15 protein-coding genes are annotated in these 21,315 nt (G+C 65.8%); 11 read left to right on the top strand and 4 right to left on the bottom strand.

All coding sequences use genetic code 11. The annotated features are described in order from the left end of the window. Positions 1-10: 10 nt before the first annotated feature. From dnaG to hemH, 4 genes are all read left to right on the top strand, one after another. A complete protein-coding gene (dnaG, locus tag DES47_RS01525; RefSeq protein WP_133698898.1) occupies positions 11-1,966 on the top strand; it encodes a DNA primase in 1,956 nt (651 codons plus the stop codon). Between the two features lie 355 nt (positions 1,967-2,321). Then, the gene (gene rpoD / locus DES47_RS01520; protein ID WP_133698897.1) at positions 2,322-4,529 is read left to right on the top strand and encodes an RNA polymerase sigma factor RpoD; all 2,208 of its coding nucleotides are present in this window, start codon (positions 2,322-2,324) and stop codon (positions 4,527-4,529) included. 134 nt (positions 4,530-4,663) lie between these two features. Further along, positions 4,664-5,629 (top strand): adenylate/guanylate cyclase domain-containing protein, encoded by a 966-nt coding sequence (locus DES47_RS01515; RefSeq protein ID WP_133698896.1) that lies wholly within the window; start codon positions 4,664-4,666, stop codon positions 5,627-5,629. A 15-nt stretch (positions 5,630-5,644) separates the two neighbouring features. Then, entirely contained in the window at positions 5,645-6,736 is a 1,092-nt protein-coding gene (hemH, locus tag DES47_RS01510) for a ferrochelatase (protein ID WP_133698895.1), read from the top strand. Between the two features lie 2 nt (positions 6,737-6,738). Here the strand turns inward: hemH and DES47_RS01505 are convergent, their stop codons facing one another. The 4 genes from DES47_RS01505 to DES47_RS01490 all read right to left on the bottom strand — a co-directional run bounded on the left by DES47_RS01505 (position 6,739) and on the right by DES47_RS01490 (position 12,794). After that, a complete protein-coding gene (locus DES47_RS01505; protein WP_133698894.1) occupies positions 6,739-9,540 on the bottom strand; it encodes a PEP-CTERM sorting domain-containing protein in 2,802 nt (933 codons plus the stop codon). Between the two features lie 148 nt (positions 9,541-9,688). Further along, on the bottom strand, positions 9,689-11,179 hold the full coding sequence (locus tag DES47_RS01500; protein ID WP_133698893.1) for a tripartite tricarboxylate transporter permease: 1,491 nt from the start codon (positions 11,177-11,179) through the stop codon (positions 9,689-9,691). Positions 11,180-11,248: 69 nt separating this feature from the next. Further along, the gene (locus DES47_RS01495) at positions 11,249-11,761 is read right to left on the bottom strand and encodes a tripartite tricarboxylate transporter TctB family protein (protein WP_133698892.1); all 513 of its coding nucleotides are present in this window, start codon (positions 11,759-11,761) and stop codon (positions 11,249-11,251) included. Between the two features lie 73 nt (positions 11,762-11,834). Next, positions 11,835-12,794 carry a Bug family tripartite tricarboxylate transporter substrate binding protein gene (locus DES47_RS01490; RefSeq protein ID WP_133698891.1) on the bottom strand — a complete coding sequence of 320 codons (960 nt, stop codon included), beginning with the start codon at positions 12,792-12,794 and terminating at the stop codon, positions 11,835-11,837. A gap of 99 nt (positions 12,795-12,893) precedes the next feature. On the opposite strand from DES47_RS01490, the gene DES47_RS01485 reads away from it, so the two are divergent. The 7 genes from DES47_RS01485 to DES47_RS01455 all read left to right on the top strand — a co-directional run bounded on the left by DES47_RS01485 (position 12,894) and on the right by DES47_RS01455 (position 21,274). Beyond that, a complete protein-coding gene (locus DES47_RS01485) occupies positions 12,894-13,574 on the top strand; it encodes a response regulator transcription factor (RefSeq protein ID WP_133698890.1) in 681 nt (226 codons plus the stop codon). A gap of 10 nt (positions 13,575-13,584) precedes the next feature. Further along, positions 13,585-15,015 carry a sensor histidine kinase gene (locus DES47_RS01480; RefSeq protein ID WP_133698889.1) on the top strand — a complete coding sequence of 477 codons (1,431 nt, stop codon included), beginning with the start codon at positions 13,585-13,587 and terminating at the stop codon, positions 15,013-15,015. A 30-nt stretch (positions 15,016-15,045) separates the two neighbouring features. Then, a complete protein-coding gene (locus DES47_RS01475; RefSeq protein WP_133698888.1) occupies positions 15,046-15,432 on the top strand; it encodes an RNA-binding S4 domain-containing protein in 387 nt (128 codons plus the stop codon). Positions 15,433-15,553: 121 nt separating this feature from the next. Beyond that, positions 15,554-16,096, top strand: coding sequence for a nucleotide exchange factor GrpE (grpE, locus tag DES47_RS01470; protein ID WP_133698887.1), 543 nt, complete (start codon positions 15,554-15,556; stop codon positions 16,094-16,096). Positions 16,097-16,177: 81 nt separating this feature from the next. Continuing rightward, positions 16,178-18,124, top strand: a complete 1,947-nt coding sequence (gene dnaK, locus DES47_RS01465) for a molecular chaperone DnaK (protein ID WP_133698886.1) — start codon at positions 16,178-16,180, stop codon at positions 18,122-18,124. Positions 18,125-18,232: 108 nt separating this feature from the next. Beyond that, positions 18,233-19,387 carry a molecular chaperone DnaJ gene (gene dnaJ, locus DES47_RS01460; protein WP_133698885.1) on the top strand — a complete coding sequence of 385 codons (1,155 nt, stop codon included), beginning with the start codon at positions 18,233-18,235 and terminating at the stop codon, positions 19,385-19,387. A 258-nt stretch (positions 19,388-19,645) separates the two neighbouring features. Beyond that, the gene (locus DES47_RS01455) at positions 19,646-21,274 is read left to right on the top strand and encodes a response regulator (RefSeq protein ID WP_133698884.1); all 1,629 of its coding nucleotides are present in this window, start codon (positions 19,646-19,648) and stop codon (positions 21,272-21,274) included. Positions 21,275-21,315 lie beyond the last annotated feature (41 nt).

Here is a 21,315-nt window from a genome sequence, read left to right as displayed (position 1 = left end):
GACTCCTTTCGTGATCCCACCCGGCTTTATCCAGGACCTGATTTCCCGCATCGACATCGTCGAGGTCGTCGGCCGCCATGTCGAGCTCAAGAAGGCGGGCATCAACCACAAGGGCCTGTGCCCCTTCCACGGCGAGAAGTCACCCAGCTTCATCGTCAGCCCGACGCGCCAGACCTACCACTGCTTCGGCTGCGGCGTGCATGGCAATGCCATCGGCTTTCTGATGGAACACAGCGGCCTGGGTTTTGTCGAGGCGGTCAAGGACCTGGCCCAGCAGGCCGGCATGGTGGTGCCCGAGGAGGAGCGCTCGCCCGAGGAGCGGGAACAGGCGGCCCAGCAAAAGCAGAAACAGGCCACGCTGACCGAAGTGCTGGAGCGCGCCGGCGACCACTATCGCCGCCAGCTGAAGGAAACACCGCGAGCCATCGACTATCTGAAGAAGCGCGGGCTGACCGGCGAGATTGCCGCCCGCTTCGGCATCGGCTATGCACCCGAGGGCTGGCGCAGCCTGGCCGGCGTGTTCCCTGCCTATGACGACCCGCTGCTCAGCGAGGCTGGCCTGGTCATCGTGCAGGGTGAAGACGCCGCCGAGCAGCGCCGCTATGACCGCTTCCGCGACCGCATCATGTTCCCGATACGCAGCGTGCAGGGCGACGTGATCGGCTTTGGCGGCCGCGTCCTCGACAAGGGCGAGCCCAAGTACCTGAACTCGCCGGAAACCCCGGTGTTCAGCAAGGGCCGCGAGCTCTACGGCCTGTTCGAGGCCCGCCAGGGCCTGCGCGCCAAGGGCTATGCCTTGGTCGTCGAGGGCTATATGGACGTGGTCGCGCTGGCGCAATGGGGTTTCCCGAACGCGGTGGCCACGCTGGGCACGGCCTGCGGGCCCGAGCATGTTCAGAAACTGTTCCGCTTCACCGACTCAATCGTCTTCAGCTTTGATGGCGACGCCGCAGGCCGCCGCGCTGCCGGCCGTGCGCTTGAAGCCGCCCTGCCCTTTGCCACCGACACGCGCACGGTACGCTTCCTGTTCCTGCCCACCGAGCATGACCCGGACTCCTATATCCGCGAGCTGGGCCCCGAGGCCTTCGAGCGCTGCGTGGAGCAGGCCATGCCGCTGTCCAAGCAGTTGCTGGAGGTGGCCAGCGAGGGCTGCGCGATGGACAGCGCCGAGGGCCGCGCCCGCCTGCTGGCGAACGTGAAGCCGCTGTGGGCCGCCCTGCCGGTCGGGGGGCTGAAGCGCCTCTTGATCGGCGAGATCGCCAAACTGGCCCAGTTGCCCGAGGCCGAGCTGATGCAGCAGTGGCAGGGCGGCGGCGCCGCGGCGGAATCCCGCCAACGCAATGATGAGCCTGACTACATCGGCGAACCGCCTGCGTTCGACGACTATATGGATCATGGCGCCCCAAGCGCACCGCGCGTCCCGCGCCGTGACCAACCCTGGACGCCCAAACCCGGTGGGCAGGGAAAGTGGCAGGGCAAGGGCAAGTGGCGCGACCGCGGAGAAGCCCCGATGCCGCCACAGTCGCCCCGGGTCGAGCCCGACGGCCCGGCCGACAATGCGGTGCGCATGCTGCTTTTGCACAGCGACTGGTGGGATCAGCTCAGTGCCGACGACCATCAGCTGCTGCACGAACTGCCCGGCGAGCATGGCGCGCTGATCGCGTGGCTGGAGCGCCGACTGGTGGACCATGGCCCGGAGGCTTGGCCGGCGATGCAAGCCGCAATGGTGGGAGACTCCGTGCAACCTGCAGCAGATCGCATCATGAAAGCGATGGCGGCCGAGGATGCGCACGGACAAGACGAGCTGCGAAGAGTGATTTGCAAGCTGTGGATCGAACGGCTAGAGACCGAAGCGGCGCAAATTGCAGCCGACGCCGCCGCGCCCGGTGCATTGGTGCGACTTCAGCAGGTTCGGCTTCAGATCCAAACTTTGAGGGCCGCCTCGCAGCCCGCACCTAACCAATAGCAATCGAAGGCAATATTTCGCCAAGCCTTTGAATATTGGCGATTCTTCAGCGATAATTGAGGGTTGTTACGCGCGGCAAGAGTGACGGCAGCACCTCCGGTCCCCGGCCACCCACTGACCCTGGGTACCCTTCAATGGGTTGATAGGCCAACCAATACCCGCAAGGGCTGCACTCCACAAACGATCACCCTCAGCTTGCCCGCTTCCGGCGCTGTGCCACACGTCCGCTCGTCGGCCGTGGGTACGGCCTGCCTAGCTGTCGCTGAAACGCATGAAATCCGGCATTGATTTGCTGTTTTTTGATGCCATCTACCGGCACTGGCCTTGCCCCGCCCCTAAGCACTTGAGGACTTGCATGACCGCAAAGAAGACCGCCCCGTCGAAGGCTGACGCCCCCGCCACGACCGAAGCAGAAGACAAGAAGAAATCTGCCAAGGCAGCCAAGGCCGCTCCCGCAGCCAAGGCGGACGACGAAGTCAAGGCCAAGCGCGGGCGCAAGCCCAAGGCCGCCGCGGTCGAGACCAAGAAGAAGGACGACATCCCCGAAGAGGACTTCAGCGATGTCGAGGCCGATCTGGAGCTGGAGGCTGAAGCCGAGCCGGAAGCCGAGGTCGAAGACACCGGCGAAGCCAAGCCCAAGGCCAAGCCGCTGCGCATGAAGGTGTCGCGGGCCAAGGAGCGCGCGCTGATGCGCGAGTTCGGCCTGGACGAGACCGCGCTGACCGAAGAGGAAGTCGCCAAGCGCCGTCATGAGCTGAAGACGCTCATCAAGATGGGCAAGACGCGCGGCTTCCTGACCCACCAGGAAATCAACGACCACCTGCCCGAAAAGCTGGTGGACAACGAAATCCTCGAAGCCATCGTGTCGATGTTGAACGACATGGGCATCGCGGTCTATGAGCAGGCGCCCGACGCGGCCACCCTGCTGATCGCCGGCGCCAGCACCTCGACGGCCACCGAAGAAGAAGCCGAAGAAGCCGCCGAAGCGGCACTGTCGACGGTGGACTCCGAGTTCGGCCGCACCACCGACCCGGTGCGCATGTATATGCGCGAAATGGGCACGGTCGAGCTGCTGACCCGTGAAGGCGAAATCGAGATCGCCAAGCGCATCGAAGGCGGCCTGCAGGCGATGATGCTGGCCATCTCCGCCTCGCCCACCACGATCGCCGAGATCCTGGCCATGGCCGGCCGCATCCGCTCGGGCGAAGCCAAGATCTCCGAAATCGTCGACGGCTTCGTGTCCGAAGGCGAGGCCGACGACTATGTGGCCGAAGAAGACGTGGACTTCTTCGACGAGGAAGACGACGACGACGGCCAGGGCGGCAGCAAGGCGCTGACCAAGAAGCTCGAAGAGCTGAAGAACGCGGCGCTGGTCAAGTTCGATGCGCTGTCGACCAACTTCGACAAGATGCGCAAGGCCTTCGAGAAGGACGGCTACAAGTCGCCTTCGTACGAGAAGAGCCAGCATGCCATCAGCTCGGAGCTGATGACCATACGCTTCACCGTCAAGACGATCGAGAAGCTGTGCGACATCCTGCGCTCGCAGGTCGATGACGTGCGACGCTACGAGCGCGAACTGCGCAAGATCGTCGTCGACAAGTGCGGCATGCCGCAGGAGCACTTCATCAAGACCTTCCCGCCCAATGCGCTGAACCGCAGCTGGGCCGAGAAGGAAATCGCCACCGGCAAGCCTTTTGCTGCCGTGCTGACGCGCAATCTGCCGGCGGTGCAGGAACTGCAGCAGAAGCTGATCGACCTGCAAGGCCGGGCCGTCGTGCCGCTGGAAGACCTGAAGGGCATCAACAAGCGCATGAACGAGGGTGAGAAGTCCTCGCGCGATGCCAAGAAGGAGATGATCGAGGCCAATCTGCGCCTGGTGATCTCGATCGCGAAGAAGTACACCAACCGTGGCCTGCAGTTCCTGGACCTGATCCAGGAAGGCAATATCGGCCTGATGAAGGCGGTGGACAAGTTCGAATATCGCCGCGGCTACAAATTCTCGACCTATGCAACCTGGTGGATCCGTCAGGCCATCACCCGTTCGATCGCCGATCAAGCGCGCACCATCCGCATCCCGGTGCACATGATCGAGACGATCAACAAGATGAACCGCCTGAGCCGCCAGCATTTGCAGGAGTTCGGCTTCGAGCCGGATGCACCGACGCTGGCCGAGAAGATGGAGATCCCCGAGGACAAGATCCGCAAGATCATGAAGATCGCCAAGGAGCCGATCTCGATGGAAACGCCGATCGGCGACGACGACGATTCGCATCTGGGCGACTTCATCGAGGACACCAACAACACGGCGCCCATCGAGGCCGCCATGCAGGCGGGTCTGCGCGATGTGGTCAAGGACATCCTCGACAGCCTGACGCCGCGCGAGGCCAAGGTGCTGCGCATGCGCTTCGGCATCGAGATGAGCACGGACCACACGCTGGAAGAAGTCGGCAAGCAGTTCGACGTCACCCGCGAGCGCATCCGCCAGATCGAAGCCAAGGCGATCCGCAAGCTCAAGCATCCGAGCCGGTCGGACAAGCTGCGCACGTATCTGGATAACATCTGATTCTGCGCATGCACTCTGCATCTAAGGCCGGCCGCAATGCCGGCCTTTTTCATGTGCGCTGCGCAGCATCAGCCGTCACGACCCGGCGCTACACTGAGCAGTAGTTCTCATCTCACAGCCCAACACCTTCACTCATGACCCTGATACGGGAGCGCACCGTCTTGTTTGCCGACCTGCGCGGCAGCACGGCGCTCTATGAGTCGCTGGGCAATGCCGAGGCCACGGCTGTGGTGACACAGACCGTCAAGCAGGTCAGCGAGGCGGTGGGCAAGTGCGGTGGCACCCTGGTCAAGACACTTGGCGATGGCTTGATGGCCATCTTCGCCACACCGCCCGAGGGTTTGAAGTCCGCAGCGATGATGCACGAGGCCTTGCAGCGCATGGTCCTGCGCGGCCGCCAGCGCGGCGCATCGAAGGCGCTCAGAGGCATGAAGCTGCAGGTGGCGCTGGCCCGCGGCGAGGTGGTCGAGATGGCCGGCGACTGCTTTGGCGATGCGGTCAATGTCGCGGCCCGTCTGCTCGACCATGCAGGCGACAACGAGACCCTGATCACGGGCGAAGTGCTGGCCGGCCTGCCCAAGGCCCAACACGGGCACTTCCGCAGCCTCGACCGCATCACCCTGCGCGGCCGCGTCGAGCCCATCCACGTGCTGGTGCTGGACACCTCGAATGGCGGCGACGTCGCGCCGACACAATTCGGCGACGTGATCCGCTCGGCCGAGCCCGACGGTATACGCCTGGTCTGGCTGGACCTGGACCGGGTCTTCGACGCCGCCGCCATGCCCATCGTGCTGGGCCGCAGCGTGCAGGCCACCTACTGCATCACCGATGCCCGCGTGTCGCGCTCCCATGCGCGCATCGACTGGCATGGCAACACATTCTCCCTGACCGATCTCAGCTACAACGGCACCTATGTGCGCTTCGGTACCGATGGCGAGATTCTCAACCTCAGGCGCGGCTCCTGCACCCTGCATGGCAGCGGCGTGATCGGCCTGGGCAGTCCGCCGACCGACCTGAGTGCGCCCAGCGTCCGCTTCGAAGTCCTGCACTTTGCCGACACCCAACCGGGCCAACATTTCAGCGGACGCTCCGGCGGCTGACCTCAAACTCGACCCATGCGCTATCAACCCGAACCCGCCTTCTCTCACGGCCAGACGCCGCGCACCGCCGTGCTGCTGTGCAATCTGGGCACGCCCGATGAGCCCACCGCTCCGGCGCTGCGCCGCTACCTGGCCCAGTTCCTCAGCGACACCCGCGTGGTCGAGATTCCGGCCATCGTCTGGAAAGTGATCTTGCACGGCATCATCCTGCGCGTGCGGCCGGCCAAGTCGGCGGCCAAGTACGCAAGTGTCTGGATGCCCGAGGGCTCGCCGCTGCGCGTCTGGACCGAGCGGCAGGCCAAGCTGCTGGGTGGCTATCTTGGCGAGCGGGGCCACGCCGTGGCTGTGCGCTATGCCATGCGTTATGGCAACCCGGGCATCCCGCAGGTGCTTGACGAGTTGGCCGCCCAGGGCGTGACCCGCCTGCTGATACTGCCGGCCTATCCGCAGTACTCCGGCGCGACGACGGCCAGCACCATCGACGCGGTCTCGCAGTGGACGACCCAGCGCCGCAACATCCCCGAACTGCGCTTCGTCAACCGCTACCACGATGACCCCGGCTTCATTGCCGCCCTGGCCAATAGCGTGCGCGAGCATTGGGAGCGCGAGGGCCGGCCGGACAAGCTGGTGATGAGTTTTCACGGCATGCCGGCACGCACCCTGGCCCTCGGCGACCCTTATCACTGCGAGTGCCTGAAGACGGGGCGTCTCTTGGCTGAGGCACTGAACCTAGCCAAGGAACAATACCTGGTGACCTTCCAGAGCCGCTTCGGCAAGGCCAAGTGGTTGGAGCCCTACACCGAGCCCAGCCTGAAGCGTCTGGCAGCTGAGGGCGTGGCCCGCGTTGATGTGATCTGCCCCGGCTTCAGCGCTGACTGCCTGGAGACCCTTGAAGAGATCAACCTGGAAGCCCGCGAGGCCTTCCTAGCCGCCGGTGGCAAGGACTTCCACTACATCCCCTGCCTGAACGACAGGCCCGATGGCATGCGCGCCCTCACCGCCCTGGCCGAGCGCCATCTGCAGGGCTGGCCCACGCAGGTGGCGCCTGATGCGGCGGCCCTGCAGCGTCAGCGCGAGGCCGCGCTGGCGCTGGGTGCTGCCAGCTGATTTCAGCGGCGGCGCCGTGCCACCGACGCCGTCAGCAGCAAGCCACCCAACATCAGCGCCCAGGTGCCCGGCTCCGGCACCGGAACGGCACTGAACACCGCACCGCCATCGGCGCTGAACGTGAAACTGCTGATCGTGTACTGGTCGGCCTGGGCCGTGAAGCTGGCGGTGGCAAACAGGTCGTGCGCCAGATCGCTGTCACCACCAGCACCGCGCGAACGGAAGAATTTGTCCACATCAAAGCCGCCGCTGCTCTGGAAGGCATTCGGATCCGTGGCACCCAGGAAGCGGAACTCGACCTTCAGCGCCGACAGGTCCAGCAGCGAGCCCTCGCCGAACACCACCTGGTCGGTGTTGAAACCGCCCGCGCCATCACTCTCCACCTCCAGGATCAACCGGCTGCCGGCCGCAGCCGAGAACGCGCCGTTGATGGCCATCGTCCCAGGCGAATTGCCCGGGCTGAAGATGCCGTAGTTGGTGACCGTGCCATTGATCGTGCCATTGCCGCCGAGGAAGCCATTGGTGCCGATGATGACGGTCGGCGCGTTCAGCACGCTGTTGTTGAGCACGAAGGTGCCGGTGCCGCCATCCACGCTGCCTCCCGCCGTCTTGTTGCGGCCCACGCCCACCCAGCCAGCGTTGACGGTCGAGTTCTCGCTGACGATCAAGGTGCCATCCGATCCCGACAGCCGGCCGATGTAGAGCGAGCCGTCGCCCAGGTCTATGCTGCTGGCGCCGCGCACGCGGGCGAATGCCGTTCCATCTCGGCCCAAATTCATGGTCGCCATGCCCGGCGCCGCGATGACGTGAATGGCCGAAGCGCCGGACAGCGTCAGGCTGCCATCGCCGAGAGGAAAGTTGCTGGTGCCGCCCAGGTTGAGGCTGGCACCGCTGGATCCCATATTGCTGATGGTGACGCTGCTGCCGTTGCCTATCATCGCCACGCCGACGCCGCCGCCATTGCCGATCGACAAATTGGCCCCGGCCTGATTCGAACCGGTTTGCTGGCCCGTCAAGGTCAGCACACCGGCATCGAGCTTGAGCACGCCGACGCCGCCGGTGCGACCGATGGTGATGCTGGTGGAACTGACCTCACCGTGGTCCTGCACCGTCAGCTGGCCATTGCTCTGCGGACCATGGCCGACGCCGATGTAGCGATCACTGCCGCTGAGCCTGATCTCCGAGCCGGCCCCCGAGACCAGGGCAATGCCCTTGCCGCCATTGGCCGATTCCGACACACCGCCGATCAGCAGGCTGGTGCTGCGTGAGGCGGCCGGCGTCGACACCGCCTGGCCATCCAGCAACAGCTTCCCCCCGGCCAGGACGTTCAGCTGGCCCGAGCCCTCACGCCCCACGCGCATCTGCGGATTGAGCGCCTCGCCCACGCCGCCACCGGGCAGCACCGAGGCCGCGGAGATCATCACCGTCGAGCCTGCGCCGCTGATGTTAAGCGTGCCCGACGAACTGGCATCACGGCCGATGTTCAGGACCGTGCCCGACGGCCGTGCCACGGCGGTCTGCAGGAGGATCTTGCCGCCGCTGCTGACAGTGACGACGCCCGTGCCTCCGCCCCGGCCGATGTCCATGCTCCCGGTGGCGGCCGTGCCGTTCGCGGCGGCGGACGCCGTGCCGTTGATCGATACCTCGGAGCCGCCCCCGTCCACGAGCAGTTGGCCGAAGGAGGCATCGCGGCCGACCGACAGATAGAACATGCCGCTGGCCGTGGCGCCCTCGCGTATCTCCAACGAGGCGCTACCAAGCGTTCGACCCACCTGCAGCACGCCGGCATCGCCGGTGAACAGGAGGCTGGAGCCGGCGCCACGTAGGCTCATGTCGGTGCGTCCGCCACCGGTGGTCAGGTTCAGGTAGCTGAAAATGCCCTCCACGCCATCGATGCGCATCTGGCCACCATCGCGGATGTCGATATTGGCCACGGCGTAGCGGTCCAGGGCCGTCGAAATGCCCGACCCGGGATTGAAGATCGCGCCGGTGACGCTGTTCCAGGTCTCGCCCCCGACGCTGACCCAGCGCGAACCGGCGCCGCTGATCAGCACATTGCTGACGCTGCGCTCGTAGCCGGTGCTGGAGGTGTCCCATTGCCGCGTGCCGATCTGGGCGCGGTCGGTCTTCAGCTCGCCCCCGGCCAGCACATTGACATTGGCCGTCACGGTGGCGCCCGGTGTGCCGTAGGTGTAGCCGACCAGATTCTGGATCCCGAGACCCGGATGGCCGACGAACAACTGGCTGCCGATGCGCACCTGGCTGCCAGCGCCGGTCACATTGAGCGTGGCGTTGTCGCCGGCGGCAGAGCCGACAAAAGAGTCGCAGTAATGGAACTGGATCAGGCAGGCGCTGTACTGGGTGCTTGTGTCAAGCGTCGCACCCGCAGCGACGGTCAGCACGCCGGTGCCCCAGTTGCCGACCCACAGACGCTGCGCCTGCGAGCCCGTGCCATTGCCGACCAGCTCGACGCGGCTGCCGGCACCGGTCAGCAGGCCGCTGCCATTGCCGGTGCCGCCGTTGCCGAAGCTCAGGTTCGCCAGTTGCAGGAAGGAACCGCCATCGACCTGCAGCGAACCGACGCCGCCCGACCCGATGATGACGGTCGCGGCCGGTGCCACGGTATCACCCGGCCCCAGCAAGGCCCCCGGCGGATTGGAGGCTGTGCTGCCGGTGGTCGATATGCCCGCCTGTCCGGGCAAGGCCCAAAGGGCCAGCGCAGCGGCCAGGGCAATCGGCGCTAGGGGTTTCAGTTTGAAGACTGGCGGCACAGCGCCGCGAACAGGGGCAACGGGCAAATGCATGTCCTGATCCTCATGTTGACACCCAGCTCCAGGGCCTGGGCAAGATGAGAATAGGTTGCAATTTGCATCAAATCATCCGCAAAGTTGAGGTCCGCACATTTCAATCTAGGGGCGCACAAACCCTGAGGCCCCGACAGGCCGCCTTTCCTCAGGCGGCCCGGTTGCTGCGCCAGCGCATCACCCGCGGCGCCACCAGCACCAGCACGACGACGGCCAGCAGGCCCGCCGACATCGGCCGCTGGAAGAACACGCCCCAGTGCCCCTCGCCGATCGACAGCGCATTGCGCATCTGCGCCTCGGCGATGGGGCCGAGAATCATGCCCACGACCACCGGCGCGGTCGGGAAGTCGAAGCGCCGCATCACCACGCCGAGCAGGCCTATGGCCAGCATCAGATACAAGTCGAAGGCGCTCTGGCGCATGCCGTACACACCCACGGTGGCGAAGATCAGGATGCCGGCGTAGAGCTGCGGTTTGGGAATCTTCAAGAGCTTCACCCACAGGCCCACCATCGGCAGGTTCAGCACCAGCAGCATCACATTGCCGATGTAGAGCGAGGCGATCAGCGCCCAGACCAGGGCGGACGAGGTCTGGAACAGCTGGGGCCCGGCCTGGATGCCGTAGTTCTGCAGCGCACTCAAGAGGATGGCCGCCGTCACCGAGGTCGGTATGCCCAGCGTCAGCAGCGGCACCAGGGTCGCCGTCACCGCCGAGTTGTTGGCCGCCTCCGGGCCGGCCACGCCTTCGATCGCACCGGTGGTGCCGAACTCATGCTGGTGCTTGGACAGCTTGCGCTCGGCTGCATAGCTCAGAAAGGTCGGGATCTCGGAGCCACCGGCCGGAATGGTGCCGAACGGAAAGCCGATGAAGGTGCCGCGCAGCCAGGCCGGCCAGGAGCGCCGCCACTCGCTCTTGGTCATGTGCACCGAGCTCATCTTGTTCAGCTCCTGCGAGCTGCGACCCTCGTACAGGGCGTTGTAGAGCGTCTCGCCGACGGCGAACAGGCCCACCGCCACCAGCACCGTCTCGATGCCGTCCATGAACTCGGGGATGCCCGCCGTGTAGCGCACCTGGGCGGTGATCTGATCCAGGCCGACCAGGCCCATGGCCAGGCCGATAAACAGCGCCGTCATGCCGCGCAGGGTGCTCTTGCCCAGCACGGCACTGACGGTCGTGAAGGCCAGCAGCATCAGGCAGAAGTACTCGGGCGGGCCCAGGGTGACGGCAAACTCGGCCACCACCGGCGCGAACAGCGTGACCAGCACGGTGGCAATGGTGCCGGCGACGAAGGAGCCTATCGCCGACGTGGCAAGAGCTGCCCCCGCGCGGCCGCTCTTGGCCATCTTGAAGCCCTCCAGCGCCGTCACCATCGTCCCCGTCTCGCCCGGCGTATTGAGCAGGATGGAGGTGGTCGAGCCGCCATACATGGCGCCGTAGTAGATGCCGGCGAAGAAGATCATCGAGGCGGTCGGCTCGACCTGCGCCGTGATCGGCAGCAGCATCGCCACCGTCACCGCCGGGCCCAGCCCCGGCAGCACGCCGATGCCGGTGCCGATGACGCAGCCGAGAAAGGCCCACAGCAGATTGATTGGCGTGCCGGCAGTGGCAAAGCCACCCAGCAAGTTGTTCCAGAGATCCATCATTGCCCCTAGTCAGTTGGGGTCGGAGCTTGCTGGGTACAGCAAGGTCCAACCCGCAAAGTCAGCACATCAGATCCAACCGCTGGCCGTCAGGCCCGGCAGATTGATCGCCAGCAATTTGGTGAACAGCCAGAACACCGGTGCGGCGATCAGGATGCCGGTGACAGCGTCGATCAGCGCCTGACGCGGCCCGCCGCCGGGCTTGCCTTCGGACATGCGCAGCCCGCGCACGGCCATTGCAAAGCACAGGGTGCAGGCAAGGATGAAGCCGATCACCGTGATCAGGCTGGCATTGGCAATCACGCCGGCCACCACCCAGGCCACCGCCCGCCAGTCGCCATGAACGGCGCCCGAGGCCGGCTCCATCTCGCGGTAGCCGCCGCTGCGCGCCTCCCAGATCAGCCACAGGCCGCAGACCATCAGCACCACGGATACCAGCCAGGGCAAGGCATTCGGGCCGACGCCCGCATAACCCGCGTCGGACGGAATTGCGGCCGCACCATAGGCCATCACGGCGCCGATCAGCAGCGCGCCAAGGCCCACCAGCGACTGGTTGAGCACGGTTCGGGGTTGGGTCGTCATGCGCCCTCCGTCAGAAATGGAAGAGGCGGGCTGAGCAGCCCGCCGACCGACACATCGATATGCCGTGAGAGGCTTAGATCATGCCGGACTTGACCATGGTCGCGCGCAGCGTCGCGAACTCGCGATCGACGAATTCGTCGAAGGCCGGGCCGGTCAGCAGGGCCGGGGTCCAGCCGTTCTTCTCCAGCGCCTCGGCCCAGGCCTTGGACTTGGTGGCCTTCAGGATCATGTCGGTCAAGGCTTTGCGCTGCTCGGGCGTGACGCCGGCTGCGGCATAGACGCCGCGCCAGTTGCCGATCTCGACGTTGTAGCCCAGCTCCTTCAAGGTCGGGATGTCCAGGCCCTTCAGGCGCGTCGGCGAGGTCACGGCCACGGCGCGCATCTTGCCGCTCTCGATGTATTGCTGGAACTCGCTGTAGCCGCTGCCGCCCACGGTGACGTTGCCGCCCAGGATGGCCGCCGTCGCCTCACCGCCGCCACGGAAGGGCACGTAGTTGATCTTGGCCGCATCGACACCGGCCTCGCGCGCCAGCATGGCCGCGGCGATGTGCTCGGTCGAGCCGCGCGAACCACCGCCCCACTTGACGCTGCCGGGGTCCTTCTTCATCTGCTCGACCACATCCTTCATGGTCTTCAGCGGCGAGGTGGCCGGCAGCACGAACACGTTGTACTCGCTGGTCAGGCGCGCCAGCGGCGTGGCCTGCGACAGATTCACCGGCGGCTTGCCGGTGATGATGCCGCCCAGCATCACCGCACCCATCACCATCAAGGCATTGCCGTCGCCCTTGCTGGCATTGACGAACTGGGCCAGACCGATGGCACCGGCCGCGCCGCCCTTGTTCTCGTATTGCACCGAGGTCGCCACACCGGCGTCCTGCAGAGCCTTGCCCAGCGCGCGGCCGGTGGTGTCCCAGCCGCCGCCCGGATTGGCGGGAATCATCATCTTCAGATTCGCCGAGGCGAAGGCGGTGCTGGGCAGCACGCCGGCAGCGGCCAGGGCAGCCAGGGACTTCAGAAAGGTGTCGCGACGCATGGTTTTGTCTCCATAGTGGTATTTGGCCTGTGCATATTCGCGCCCGAGGCTGTCAGTCGGCTGTCCAGTGACCTAGGGCAAATGCTAGGCTCGCCACCCATGAAGCTGCTTCTTGTCGAAGACGATCCCGCCATGCAGCTGACCCTGGCCCGCGCATTCGAGCGTCGCGGCATGCAGGTCGTCAGCTGCGGCGACGGCCTGCGCGCGCTGGACCGCTGGCAGGCCAGCCTGCCCGATGTGGTGCTGCTGGACCTCAGCCTGCCCGGGCTCGATGGACTGGACGTGCTGCAGCAGGCCCGCGCCGCCGGCCTGAAGACGCCGGTGCTGATACTGACCGCCCGCGGCACCGTCGGCGACCGCATCCTCGGCCTGAACAGCGGCGCCGACGACTATCTGCCCAAGCCCTTCGACCTCGACGAGCTGGAAGCCCGCGTGCAGGCGCTGGCCCGCCGCGCCGGCAGCGAGAGCGCCGGAGGCACGCGCCCCGGGCGCGAGTTCTGCGGCATGAGTCTGGACGCCGACAGCGGTGCCATCTACTTCCAGGGCGCCGTGCTTGAACTGACCCCGCGCGAGGGAGCCCTGCTGCGCGCGCTGCTGGCCCGGCCCGGCCATGCGGTGGCCAAGGAGCGCCTGTTCGAGCTGGTGTTCCAGGGCGAGCCCGACGTGCAGATCGAGGCCATCGAGGTGGTCGTCTACCGCCTGCGCAAGCGAATTGCCCAGACCGGCGCCCAGCTGGTGACGCTGCGCGGCCTGGGCTATCTGCTGAAGGCCGGGGCATGAGGGACCATACATGAGGGTGCTGAGCCGTGGCGGCCACACCTCGCTGCGCCGGCGCCTGGTGATCGGCATCCTGCTGCCGGTGATCGCGCTGATCGCCTTCAACACCGTCAGCCTCTACCGCCAGGCCCTGCAGGCAGCCGACACCGCCTATGACCGCACCTTGCTGGCCTCCGCCAAGTCCATCGGCGAGTTGCTGGAGGTCTCGGGGGCGGGCACCGAGGCACGGCTGCGCGCCACCGTGCTCTATTCGGCGCTGGAGCCCTTCGAGGCCGACAACCGCAGCCGGCTGTTCTACCGGGTCAGCGGTTTCCAGGGCGAGATGGTGTCGGGTTTCGATGACTTCCCGGCCTGGCGAGGCAAGCTGCCGACCCAGGGGCCGTACGCCGCCCTGGTCGATTTCTATGACGACAGCTATCGCGGACTGCCGGTGCGCGTGGCGGTGCTGCTGCAACCGGTGGCCGGCGCCGGCGGCCAGGGCGTCGCCACCATCCAGGTGGCCGAGACCCTGGAGCTGCGCCAGACGCTGGCACGCAAGATCCTGGTCGAGACGCTGTGGCGCCAGGCCCTGCTGGTGATCGTGATCGTCGTCGTCGTCGTGCTGGTGGTGCAACGCGCCACTCTGCCGGTGCGCCGCCTCAGCGCCCAGCTGCTGGCCCGCGGCGAGGACGATCTGGCCCCGGTGGAGGCCCCCGATGCCCCACGCGAATGGCTGCCCCTCGTCGAGGCCACCAACCAGGTGGTCGCCAAGCTGCGGCATCTGCTGGAACATCAGAAGCGCTTTGTGCGCGATGCCTCGCACCAGCTGAAAACACCGCTGGCGGTGCTGAAGACCCAGGTGCAATCGGCCCTGCATGGCGATGTCGAGCCGATGCTGGCGCTGCGCGAGATCAACACCACCGTCGAGCGCGCCACCCAGCTGGCCAATCAGATGCTGGCGCTGGCCAAGGTCGAGCAGTTGCGCCAGCAGCTCGAGCCGGCGCCGGTGCAGGACTGGGCCCAGGTGACGCGGGCGGTGGCGCTGGACCTGTCGGCGCTGATCGCCGAGAGCCAGTTGGACTTCGATATCGCCACCGTGCCGGCACCGATACGCAGCTATGAATGGGCACTGCGCGAGCTGACCCGCAATCTGCTACACAACGCCATCCAGCACAGCCCCGAGCAGGGGCGGCTGAACATTGCCCTGGTGGCCGACGCGAACTATGCGGCGCTGACCATCAGCGACAGCGGCCCGGGGCTGAGCGACGCCCAGCGCGACAAGCTGTTCCTGCCCTTTGCTGCCGGCGAAAAGCGTCAGGGTTCGGGCCTGGGCCTGGCGATCTGCCACGAGATCGTGTTGTCGCTGGGCGGCAGCATCAGCCTGGACAATCTCGTCCGCGGCGGCCGCGTCACCGGGCTGGCGGCGACGGTCAGGTTGCCGTTGGCCGACGATAGAGGACAATAGCCCCCTTTCCTCCTCTGACAACGTCGCACCTTGAGACTGGACAAATGGCTTTGGGCCGCCCGCTTCTATAAAACCCGCTCGCTGGCCGCCGAGGAAGTCGGCAAAGGCCGGGTGCAGGTGAATGGCCAGCCGGCCAAGGCGGCCAAGGAGTTGCGCGCGGGCGATCTGCTCGATCTGCGCCAGGCCCAGATCGCCCGCACCGTGCGGGTGCTGGGTTTGAGCGCCATCCGCGGCCCCGCGCCCCAGGCCCAGGCGCTGTACGAGGAGACGCCGGAGAGCCTGGCCGCCCGTGCCAAGGCCGCCGAGCAGCAGCGCCTGGCGCCGGAGCCGGCCGCCAGCATCACCGAGGGGCGCCCGACCAAGCAGGACCGGCGCAGGCTGGCCGACTGGGACCGCTGGAGCGCCAGCATCGACTGACCAAGCCCGCCTTGGCTACGCCGATTTCGCGAAATTTGGCGGAATCGTAGAAATTCCCCTCTTGAAACCCAGGGCAATGGGCCCACATCAAGCCGGAACCTTTCTTCGGCTTTCACTGACCATGACCAACGACAACTCCACACCCCAAGAGCCTGGCACGGCAGCCGCCGAAACCACGGCCGCAGCCGCCACACAGACCAGCCCCGCCACGCCGGAGGCCCAGTTGGCCGAGGCCCAGGGCCGCCTAGCGGAAATGTCCGACGCCTATCTGCGCGCCAAGGCAGAGGTCGAGAACATCCGCCGCCGCTCGGACGATGAAATGTCCAAGGCTCGCAAATTCGCCGTCGAGGCCTTTGCCGAGGCGATGCTGCCGGTGATGGACAGCATGGAAGCGGCGATCGCCATGCCCGACGCCAAGGTCGAGCAGGTGCTGGAAGGCGTGCACGCCACCAAGCGCCAGCTGGCCAGCGCGCTGGAGCGCAACAAGGTGCTCGAGATCAACCCCGCCGCCGGCACCCGATTCGACCCGCATCAGCACCAAGCGATCAGCGTCGTGCCGGCCGAGCAGGAAGCGAACACCGTGGTCATGGTGCTGCAAAAGGGCTATTCGATCGCCGACCGCGTGCTGCGCCCGGCCTTGGTCACCGTGACCGCACCCAAGTAATTAACAGCCGCCGTCACTTGAAAGACGGCGACTTATCCACAGATTAGAAGCATCAGCAATTCAGGTATCAGGAGCAAAAAAATGGGCAAAATCATCGGCATTGACCTGGGCACCACGAACTCGTGCGTGGCCGTCATGGAAGGCAACACCACCCGCGTGATCGAGAACAGCGAAGGTGCGCGCACCACGCCGTCCATCATTGCGTATCAGGAAGATGGCGAGATCCTGGTCGGTGCCTCGGCCAAGCGCCAGGCCGTCACCAACCCGAAGAACACGCTGTACGCGGTGAAGCGCCTGATCGGCCGCAAGTTCACCGAGAAGGAAGTGCAGAAGGACATCGATCTGATGCCCTACAAGATCGCGGCCGCCGACAACGGCGACGCCTGGGTCGAGGTGCGCGGCAAGAAGCTGGCACCGCCCCAGGTCTCGGCCGAAATCCTGCGCAAGATGAAGAAGACCGCCGAGGACTATCTCGGCGAGGAAGTCACCGAGGCCGTGATCACGGTGCCGGCCTACTTCAATGACGCCCAGCGTCAGGCGACCAAGGACGCCGGCCGCATTGCCGGCCTGGACGTCAAGCGCATCATCAACGAGCCCACCGCCGCGGCCCTGGCCTTCGGCCTGGACAAGCATGGCAAGGGCGACCGCAAGATCGCCGTCTATGACCTGGGTGGCGGCACCTTTGACGTGTCCATCATCGAGATCGCCGACGTCGACGGCGAGATGCAGTTCGAAGTGCTGTCGACCAACGGCGACACCTTCCTGGGCGGCGAAGACTTCGACCAGCGCATCATCGACTACATCATTGCCGAGTTCAAGAAAGAGCAAGGCGTTGATCTGGGCAAGGACGTGCTGGCCCTGCAGCGCCTGAAGGAAGCCGCCGAAAAGGCCAAGATCGAGCTGTCGAACTCGACGCAGACCGACATCAACCTGCCGTACGTGACGGCCGATGCCTCGGGCCCGAAGCACCTCAACATCAAGCTGACCCGCGCCAAGCTGGAGTCGTTGGTGGAAGAGCTGATCGAGCGCACCATCGCCCCTTGCCGCGTGGCCATCAAGGATGCCGGCGTCAAGAACAGCGAGATCGACGACGTGATCCTGGTCGGCGGCATGACCCGCATGCCCAAGGTGCAGGACAAGGTCAAGGAGTTCTTCGGCAAGGAGCCACGCAAGGACGTCAACCCCGATGAAGCCGTTGCCGTGGGCGCAGCTATTCAGGGCCAGGTCTTGGGCGGCGAGCGCAAGGACGTGCTGCTGCTGGACGTGACACCGCTGAGCCTGGGCATCGAAACCCTGGGCGGCGTGATGACCAAGATGATCCAGAAGAACACGACCATCCCGACCAAGTTCAGCCAGACCTTCTCCACCGCCGACGACAACCAGCCGGCCGTGACCATCAAGGTCTTCCAGGGCGAGCGCGAGCTGGCCGTGGGCAACAAGAGCCTGGGCGAATTCAATCTGGAAGGCATCCCCCCGTCGCCGCGCGGCATGCCCCAGATCGAGGTGACCTTCGACATCGACGCCAACGGCATCCTGCACGTCGGCGCCAAGGACAAGGCCACCGGCAAGGAAAACAAGATCACCATCAAGGCGAACTCGGGCCTGTCCGAGGCCGAGATCGAGAAGATGGTGAAGGACGCCGAGGCCAACGCCGTCGAGGACAAGAAGAAGGTCGAGATCGTGCAGGCCAAGAATCAGGCCGATGGCCTGGTGCACAGCGTGCGCAAGTCGATGACCGAGTACGGCGACAAGCTCGATGCCGATGAAAAGGCCAAGATCGAGGCCGCCATCAAGGACGTCGAGGAAGCGATGAAGGGCGAGGACAAGGCCGACATCGAAGCCAAGAGCGAGGTGCTGGTCACGGCCAGCCAGAAGCTGGGCGAGAAGATGTATGCCGACCAGCAGGCCGCCGCAGCGGCCGCCGGCCCCGCCGGTGGCGAGGCCCCGCAACAGCCGGCCGGCGACAGCAAGCCCGCCGACGACAATGTGGTGGACGCCGAGTTCAAGGAAGTCAAGGACAAGAAGTAAGCATCGGGGCACCGGGGCAGCCCGGTGACCTTTCGCCGCGTGAGAGTGTGCTGAACCTGGCGTTCAACCCTCCTCGCGGCGTTCTCATTTGACGAGCCGGACAAGCCCATGGCAAAGCGTGACTATTACGAAGTCCTCGGTGTGGCGAAGAACGCCACCGACGACGAGATCAAGAAGGCCTACCGCAAGCTGGCCATGAAGCACCACCCCGACCGCAATCAGGGTGACGGCGCCAAGGCGTCGGAAGAGAAGTTCAAGGAGGCCAAGGAGGCCTACGAGATGCTCACCGACACGCAAAAGCGCGCGGCCTATGACCAGTACGGCCATGCCGGCGTCGACCCGAATATGGGTGGCCGCGGCGGCGGCCCCGGTGGCGAGGGTTTCGGCGGCTTTGCCGAGGCCTTTGGCGACATCTTCGGCGACATCTTCGGTGGCGCTGGCGCCGCCGGTGCGCGGCGTGGCGCGGGCGGCCAGCAGGTCTATCGCGGCAGCGATCTCAGCTACGCGATGGAGATCTCGCTGGAGGAAGCCGCACGCGGCAAGGAAACACAGATCCGCGTGCCCACCTGGGAAAGCTGCGAGACCTGCAGCGGCACCGGCGCCAAGCCGGGCACCACGGCCAAGGGCTGCGGCGCCTGCAATGGCAGCGGCACCGTGCACATGCGCCAGGGCTTCTTCTCGGTGCAGCAGACCTGCCCCCACTGCCACGGCACCGGCAAGATCATCCCCGACCCCTGCATGACCTGCAACGGCCAGGGCAAGGTCAAGAAGAGCAAGACCCTGGAGGTCAAGATCCCGGCCGGCATCAACGAGGGCATGCGCATCCGTTCGGCCGGCAATGGCGAGCCCGGTGTCAACGGCGGCCCGGCCGGCGACCTGTACATCGAGATCCGCATCAAGCAGCACGAGATCTTCGAGCGCGATGGCGACGACCTGCACTGCACCGTGCCGATCAGCTTCACCACCGCGGCCCTGGGCGGCAGCATCGAGGTGCCCACCCTGGGCGGCAAGGCCGAGATCGACCTGCCCGAGAGCACCCAGCACGGCAAGACCTTCCGCCTGCGCGGCAAGGGCATCAAGGGCGTGCGCTCGTCCTACCCCGGTGATCTGTACTGCCACTTCAGCATCGAGACCCCGGTCAAGCTGACCGAGCACCAGCGCAAGCTGCTGAAGGAGCTGGACAAGTCGCTGAAGGACGGCGGCGAGCGCCACTCGCCCAACGCCAAGAGCTGGACGGACAAGGTCAAGGATCTTTTCAAGTAATTGGGGTTGGACCTTGCTGTACCCAGCAAGCTCCGGCCTCAACTGACCAGAAGATTGGGGATGGCCCCTGGGGCCGGAAGCTTGATGCAGATCAAACCTTCGGCCCCTGGTAGAACTCCCAGTTCAAGCTCCCTGTGCAATAGTCGATAAAACCTGCAAGAGCCCCCACCCGACTATCCGCACTTTGTCCCCGCCCATCCCCTCGCCGAACCACGCGGAGCATCTGCGCTGGCCGAGCCGTGGCACAGGGGAACGTCCATGATGATGCTGGACAAGGAGATTGCCACCGCCAGCGCGCTGGTGATCGACAGCAACCCGACCTCGCGCAGCGTGATGTCGGCGCAGTTGCGGGACCTGGGTGTGGGTCTGGTCAAGCAGGTCGGACGCATCACCGAGGCGCGCCTGATCCTGGAGCACAAGCAGTACGAAATCGTGCTGTGCGACTATCACTTCGACGGCGTCGAGATGTCGGGCCAGGACCTTCTGGACGAGCTGCGTCGCGAACAGCTGCTGCCCTACTCGACCGTGTTCGTGATGGTCACCGGCGAGGCCACCTATGCCAAGGTGGCCGAGGCCGCCGAAGCCGCGCTCGATGGCTATCTGCTCAAGCCTTACTCCGCCACCTCGCTGGCCGACCGCCTGAGCCAGGCACGCCACCGCAAGAAGGTTTTGAAAGACATCTTCGAGGCACTGGAGAAGCAGGACTTCGAGCTCGCCTCCAATCTGTGCGTGCGCCGGTTCGAGGCCCGCGATCAGTATTGGCTCTATGCCGCCCGTATCGGCGCCGAGCTGCTGCTGCGCCTGGACCGCCACGGCGAGGCACGCAAGCTCTATGACGCCGTGGTCGAGGCGCGCACCGTGCCCTGGGCAAGGCTGGGCGTGGCGCGCGCCCATCTGGCCGCCGGCGACACGGTGGCCGCACGCCGCACGCTGGAGACCCTGATCGGCGACATCCCCGGCCATGCCGACTCCTATGACGTGATGGGCCGGGTGCAGATGGAACAGGGCGAGATCGGCAGCGCCCTGGAAACCTACCGCCTGGCCGCCCAGCTGACGCCCGGCTGCCTTCTGCGCCAGCAGCACTGCGGTACGCTGGCCTTCTACATGGGCCACAAGGACGAGGCGCTGAAGATGCTGGAGCGCACCGTCAGCGCCGGCCTGAAGTCCAAGCTGTTCGACATGCTGACGATGGTGCTGATCGCACTGCTGCGCTTCGACAACAAGGACAGCAAGGGCCTGCTCTATGCCCACGAGACGGTGCGCCGCGCACTCGAGAACGATGCCGACTCGCTGCGCCTGCGCCGCTTCGAGAAGGTCATCGCGGCAATGCGCTTGCTGCTGGACCGCAAGCTTGGCGACGCGCTGGAGCTGTCGCGCGAGCTGGCCAAGGAAATCACACTGGACGACTTCGACATCGAGGCGGCCAGCAATCTGGTCGCGCTGTGGACGCGCCTGTCGCAGCAGGAGATCCAGCTTGACGAGATGGAGGCCATGATGCGCCAGGTGGGCCTGCGTTTTTGCACGTCCAAATCCAGCACCGAGATCTTGGTCTCGGTGGCCGAAAAGTCGGAGCCCGCGACCAGCATCATCCGCAGCTGCCAGTCCGAGATCACCGCCTTCGCCGAACAGGCAATGAGCCACTCGATGCGCGGCCGTCCGCGCCTGGCGGTGGAGTCACTGATCACCCGGGGCACCGAGACGCGCAATGCCAAGCTGATCGAGTTGGCCGGCCTGGTCGTCAAACGCCACCAGGAGCGCATCGAGAACGGCGCCGAGCTGCTGGCCCAGGCCAATGAGTTGCAGCGCAGGTTCTGTCAGCCCAGCACCGGCGTGGTCAACAAGAAGCGCGGCGGCCGCAGCGCAGGCGGCATGGTGCTGCGCACCTGAACCGAAGCTGAACCGTCTCGGCGCCGCCCCATTTTTGACCC

Origin of the sequence: Roseateles toxinivorans (genome assembly GCF_004362525.1) — a bacterium.
Classification (GTDB): Bacteria; Pseudomonadota; Gammaproteobacteria; order Burkholderiales; family Burkholderiaceae_C; genus Paucibacter; species Paucibacter toxinivorans.
The sequence above is the reverse complement of the archived record's forward strand: the minus strand, read 5'-3'. Positions and strand labels throughout refer to the sequence as shown.

What these genes read in the sequence shown, in the direction of transcription:
- DES47_RS01515 (WP_133698896.1), top strand. Translation starts at nt 4,664, where the DNA reads ATGACCCTGATACGGGAGCGCACCGTCTTGTTTGCCGACCTGCGCGGC.
- DES47_RS01505 (WP_133698894.1), bottom strand. Translation starts at nt 9,540, where the DNA reads ATGCATTTGCCCGTTGCCCCTGTTCGCGGCGCTGTGCCGCCAGTCTTC.
- DES47_RS01455 (WP_133698884.1), top strand. Translation starts at nt 19,646, where the DNA reads ATGATGATGCTGGACAAGGAGATTGCCACCGCCAGCGCGCTGGTGATC.
- DES47_RS01495 (WP_133698892.1), bottom strand. Translation starts at nt 11,761, where the DNA reads ATGACGACCCAACCCCGAACCGTGCTCAACCAGTCGCTGGTGGGCCTT.
- DES47_RS01485 (WP_133698890.1), top strand. Translation starts at nt 12,894, where the DNA reads ATGAAGCTGCTTCTTGTCGAAGACGATCCCGCCATGCAGCTGACCCTG.
- dnaJ (WP_133698885.1), top strand. Translation starts at nt 18,233, where the DNA reads ATGGCAAAGCGTGACTATTACGAAGTCCTCGGTGTGGCGAAGAACGCC.
- DES47_RS01480 (WP_133698889.1), top strand. Translation starts at nt 13,585, where the DNA reads ATGAGGGTGCTGAGCCGTGGCGGCCACACCTCGCTGCGCCGGCGCCTG.
- dnaK (WP_133698886.1), top strand. Translation starts at nt 16,178, where the DNA reads ATGGGCAAAATCATCGGCATTGACCTGGGCACCACGAACTCGTGCGTG.
- rpoD (WP_133698897.1), top strand. Translation starts at nt 2,322, where the DNA reads ATGACCGCAAAGAAGACCGCCCCGTCGAAGGCTGACGCCCCCGCCACG.
- DES47_RS01490 (WP_133698891.1), bottom strand. Translation starts at nt 12,794, where the DNA reads ATGCGTCGCGACACCTTTCTGAAGTCCCTGGCTGCCCTGGCCGCTGCC.
- DES47_RS01500 (WP_133698893.1), bottom strand. Translation starts at nt 11,179, where the DNA reads ATGGATCTCTGGAACAACTTGCTGGGTGGCTTTGCCACTGCCGGCACG.
- hemH (WP_133698895.1), top strand. Translation starts at nt 5,645, where the DNA reads ATGCGCTATCAACCCGAACCCGCCTTCTCTCACGGCCAGACGCCGCGC.
- grpE (WP_133698887.1), top strand. Translation starts at nt 15,554, where the DNA reads ATGACCAACGACAACTCCACACCCCAAGAGCCTGGCACGGCAGCCGCC.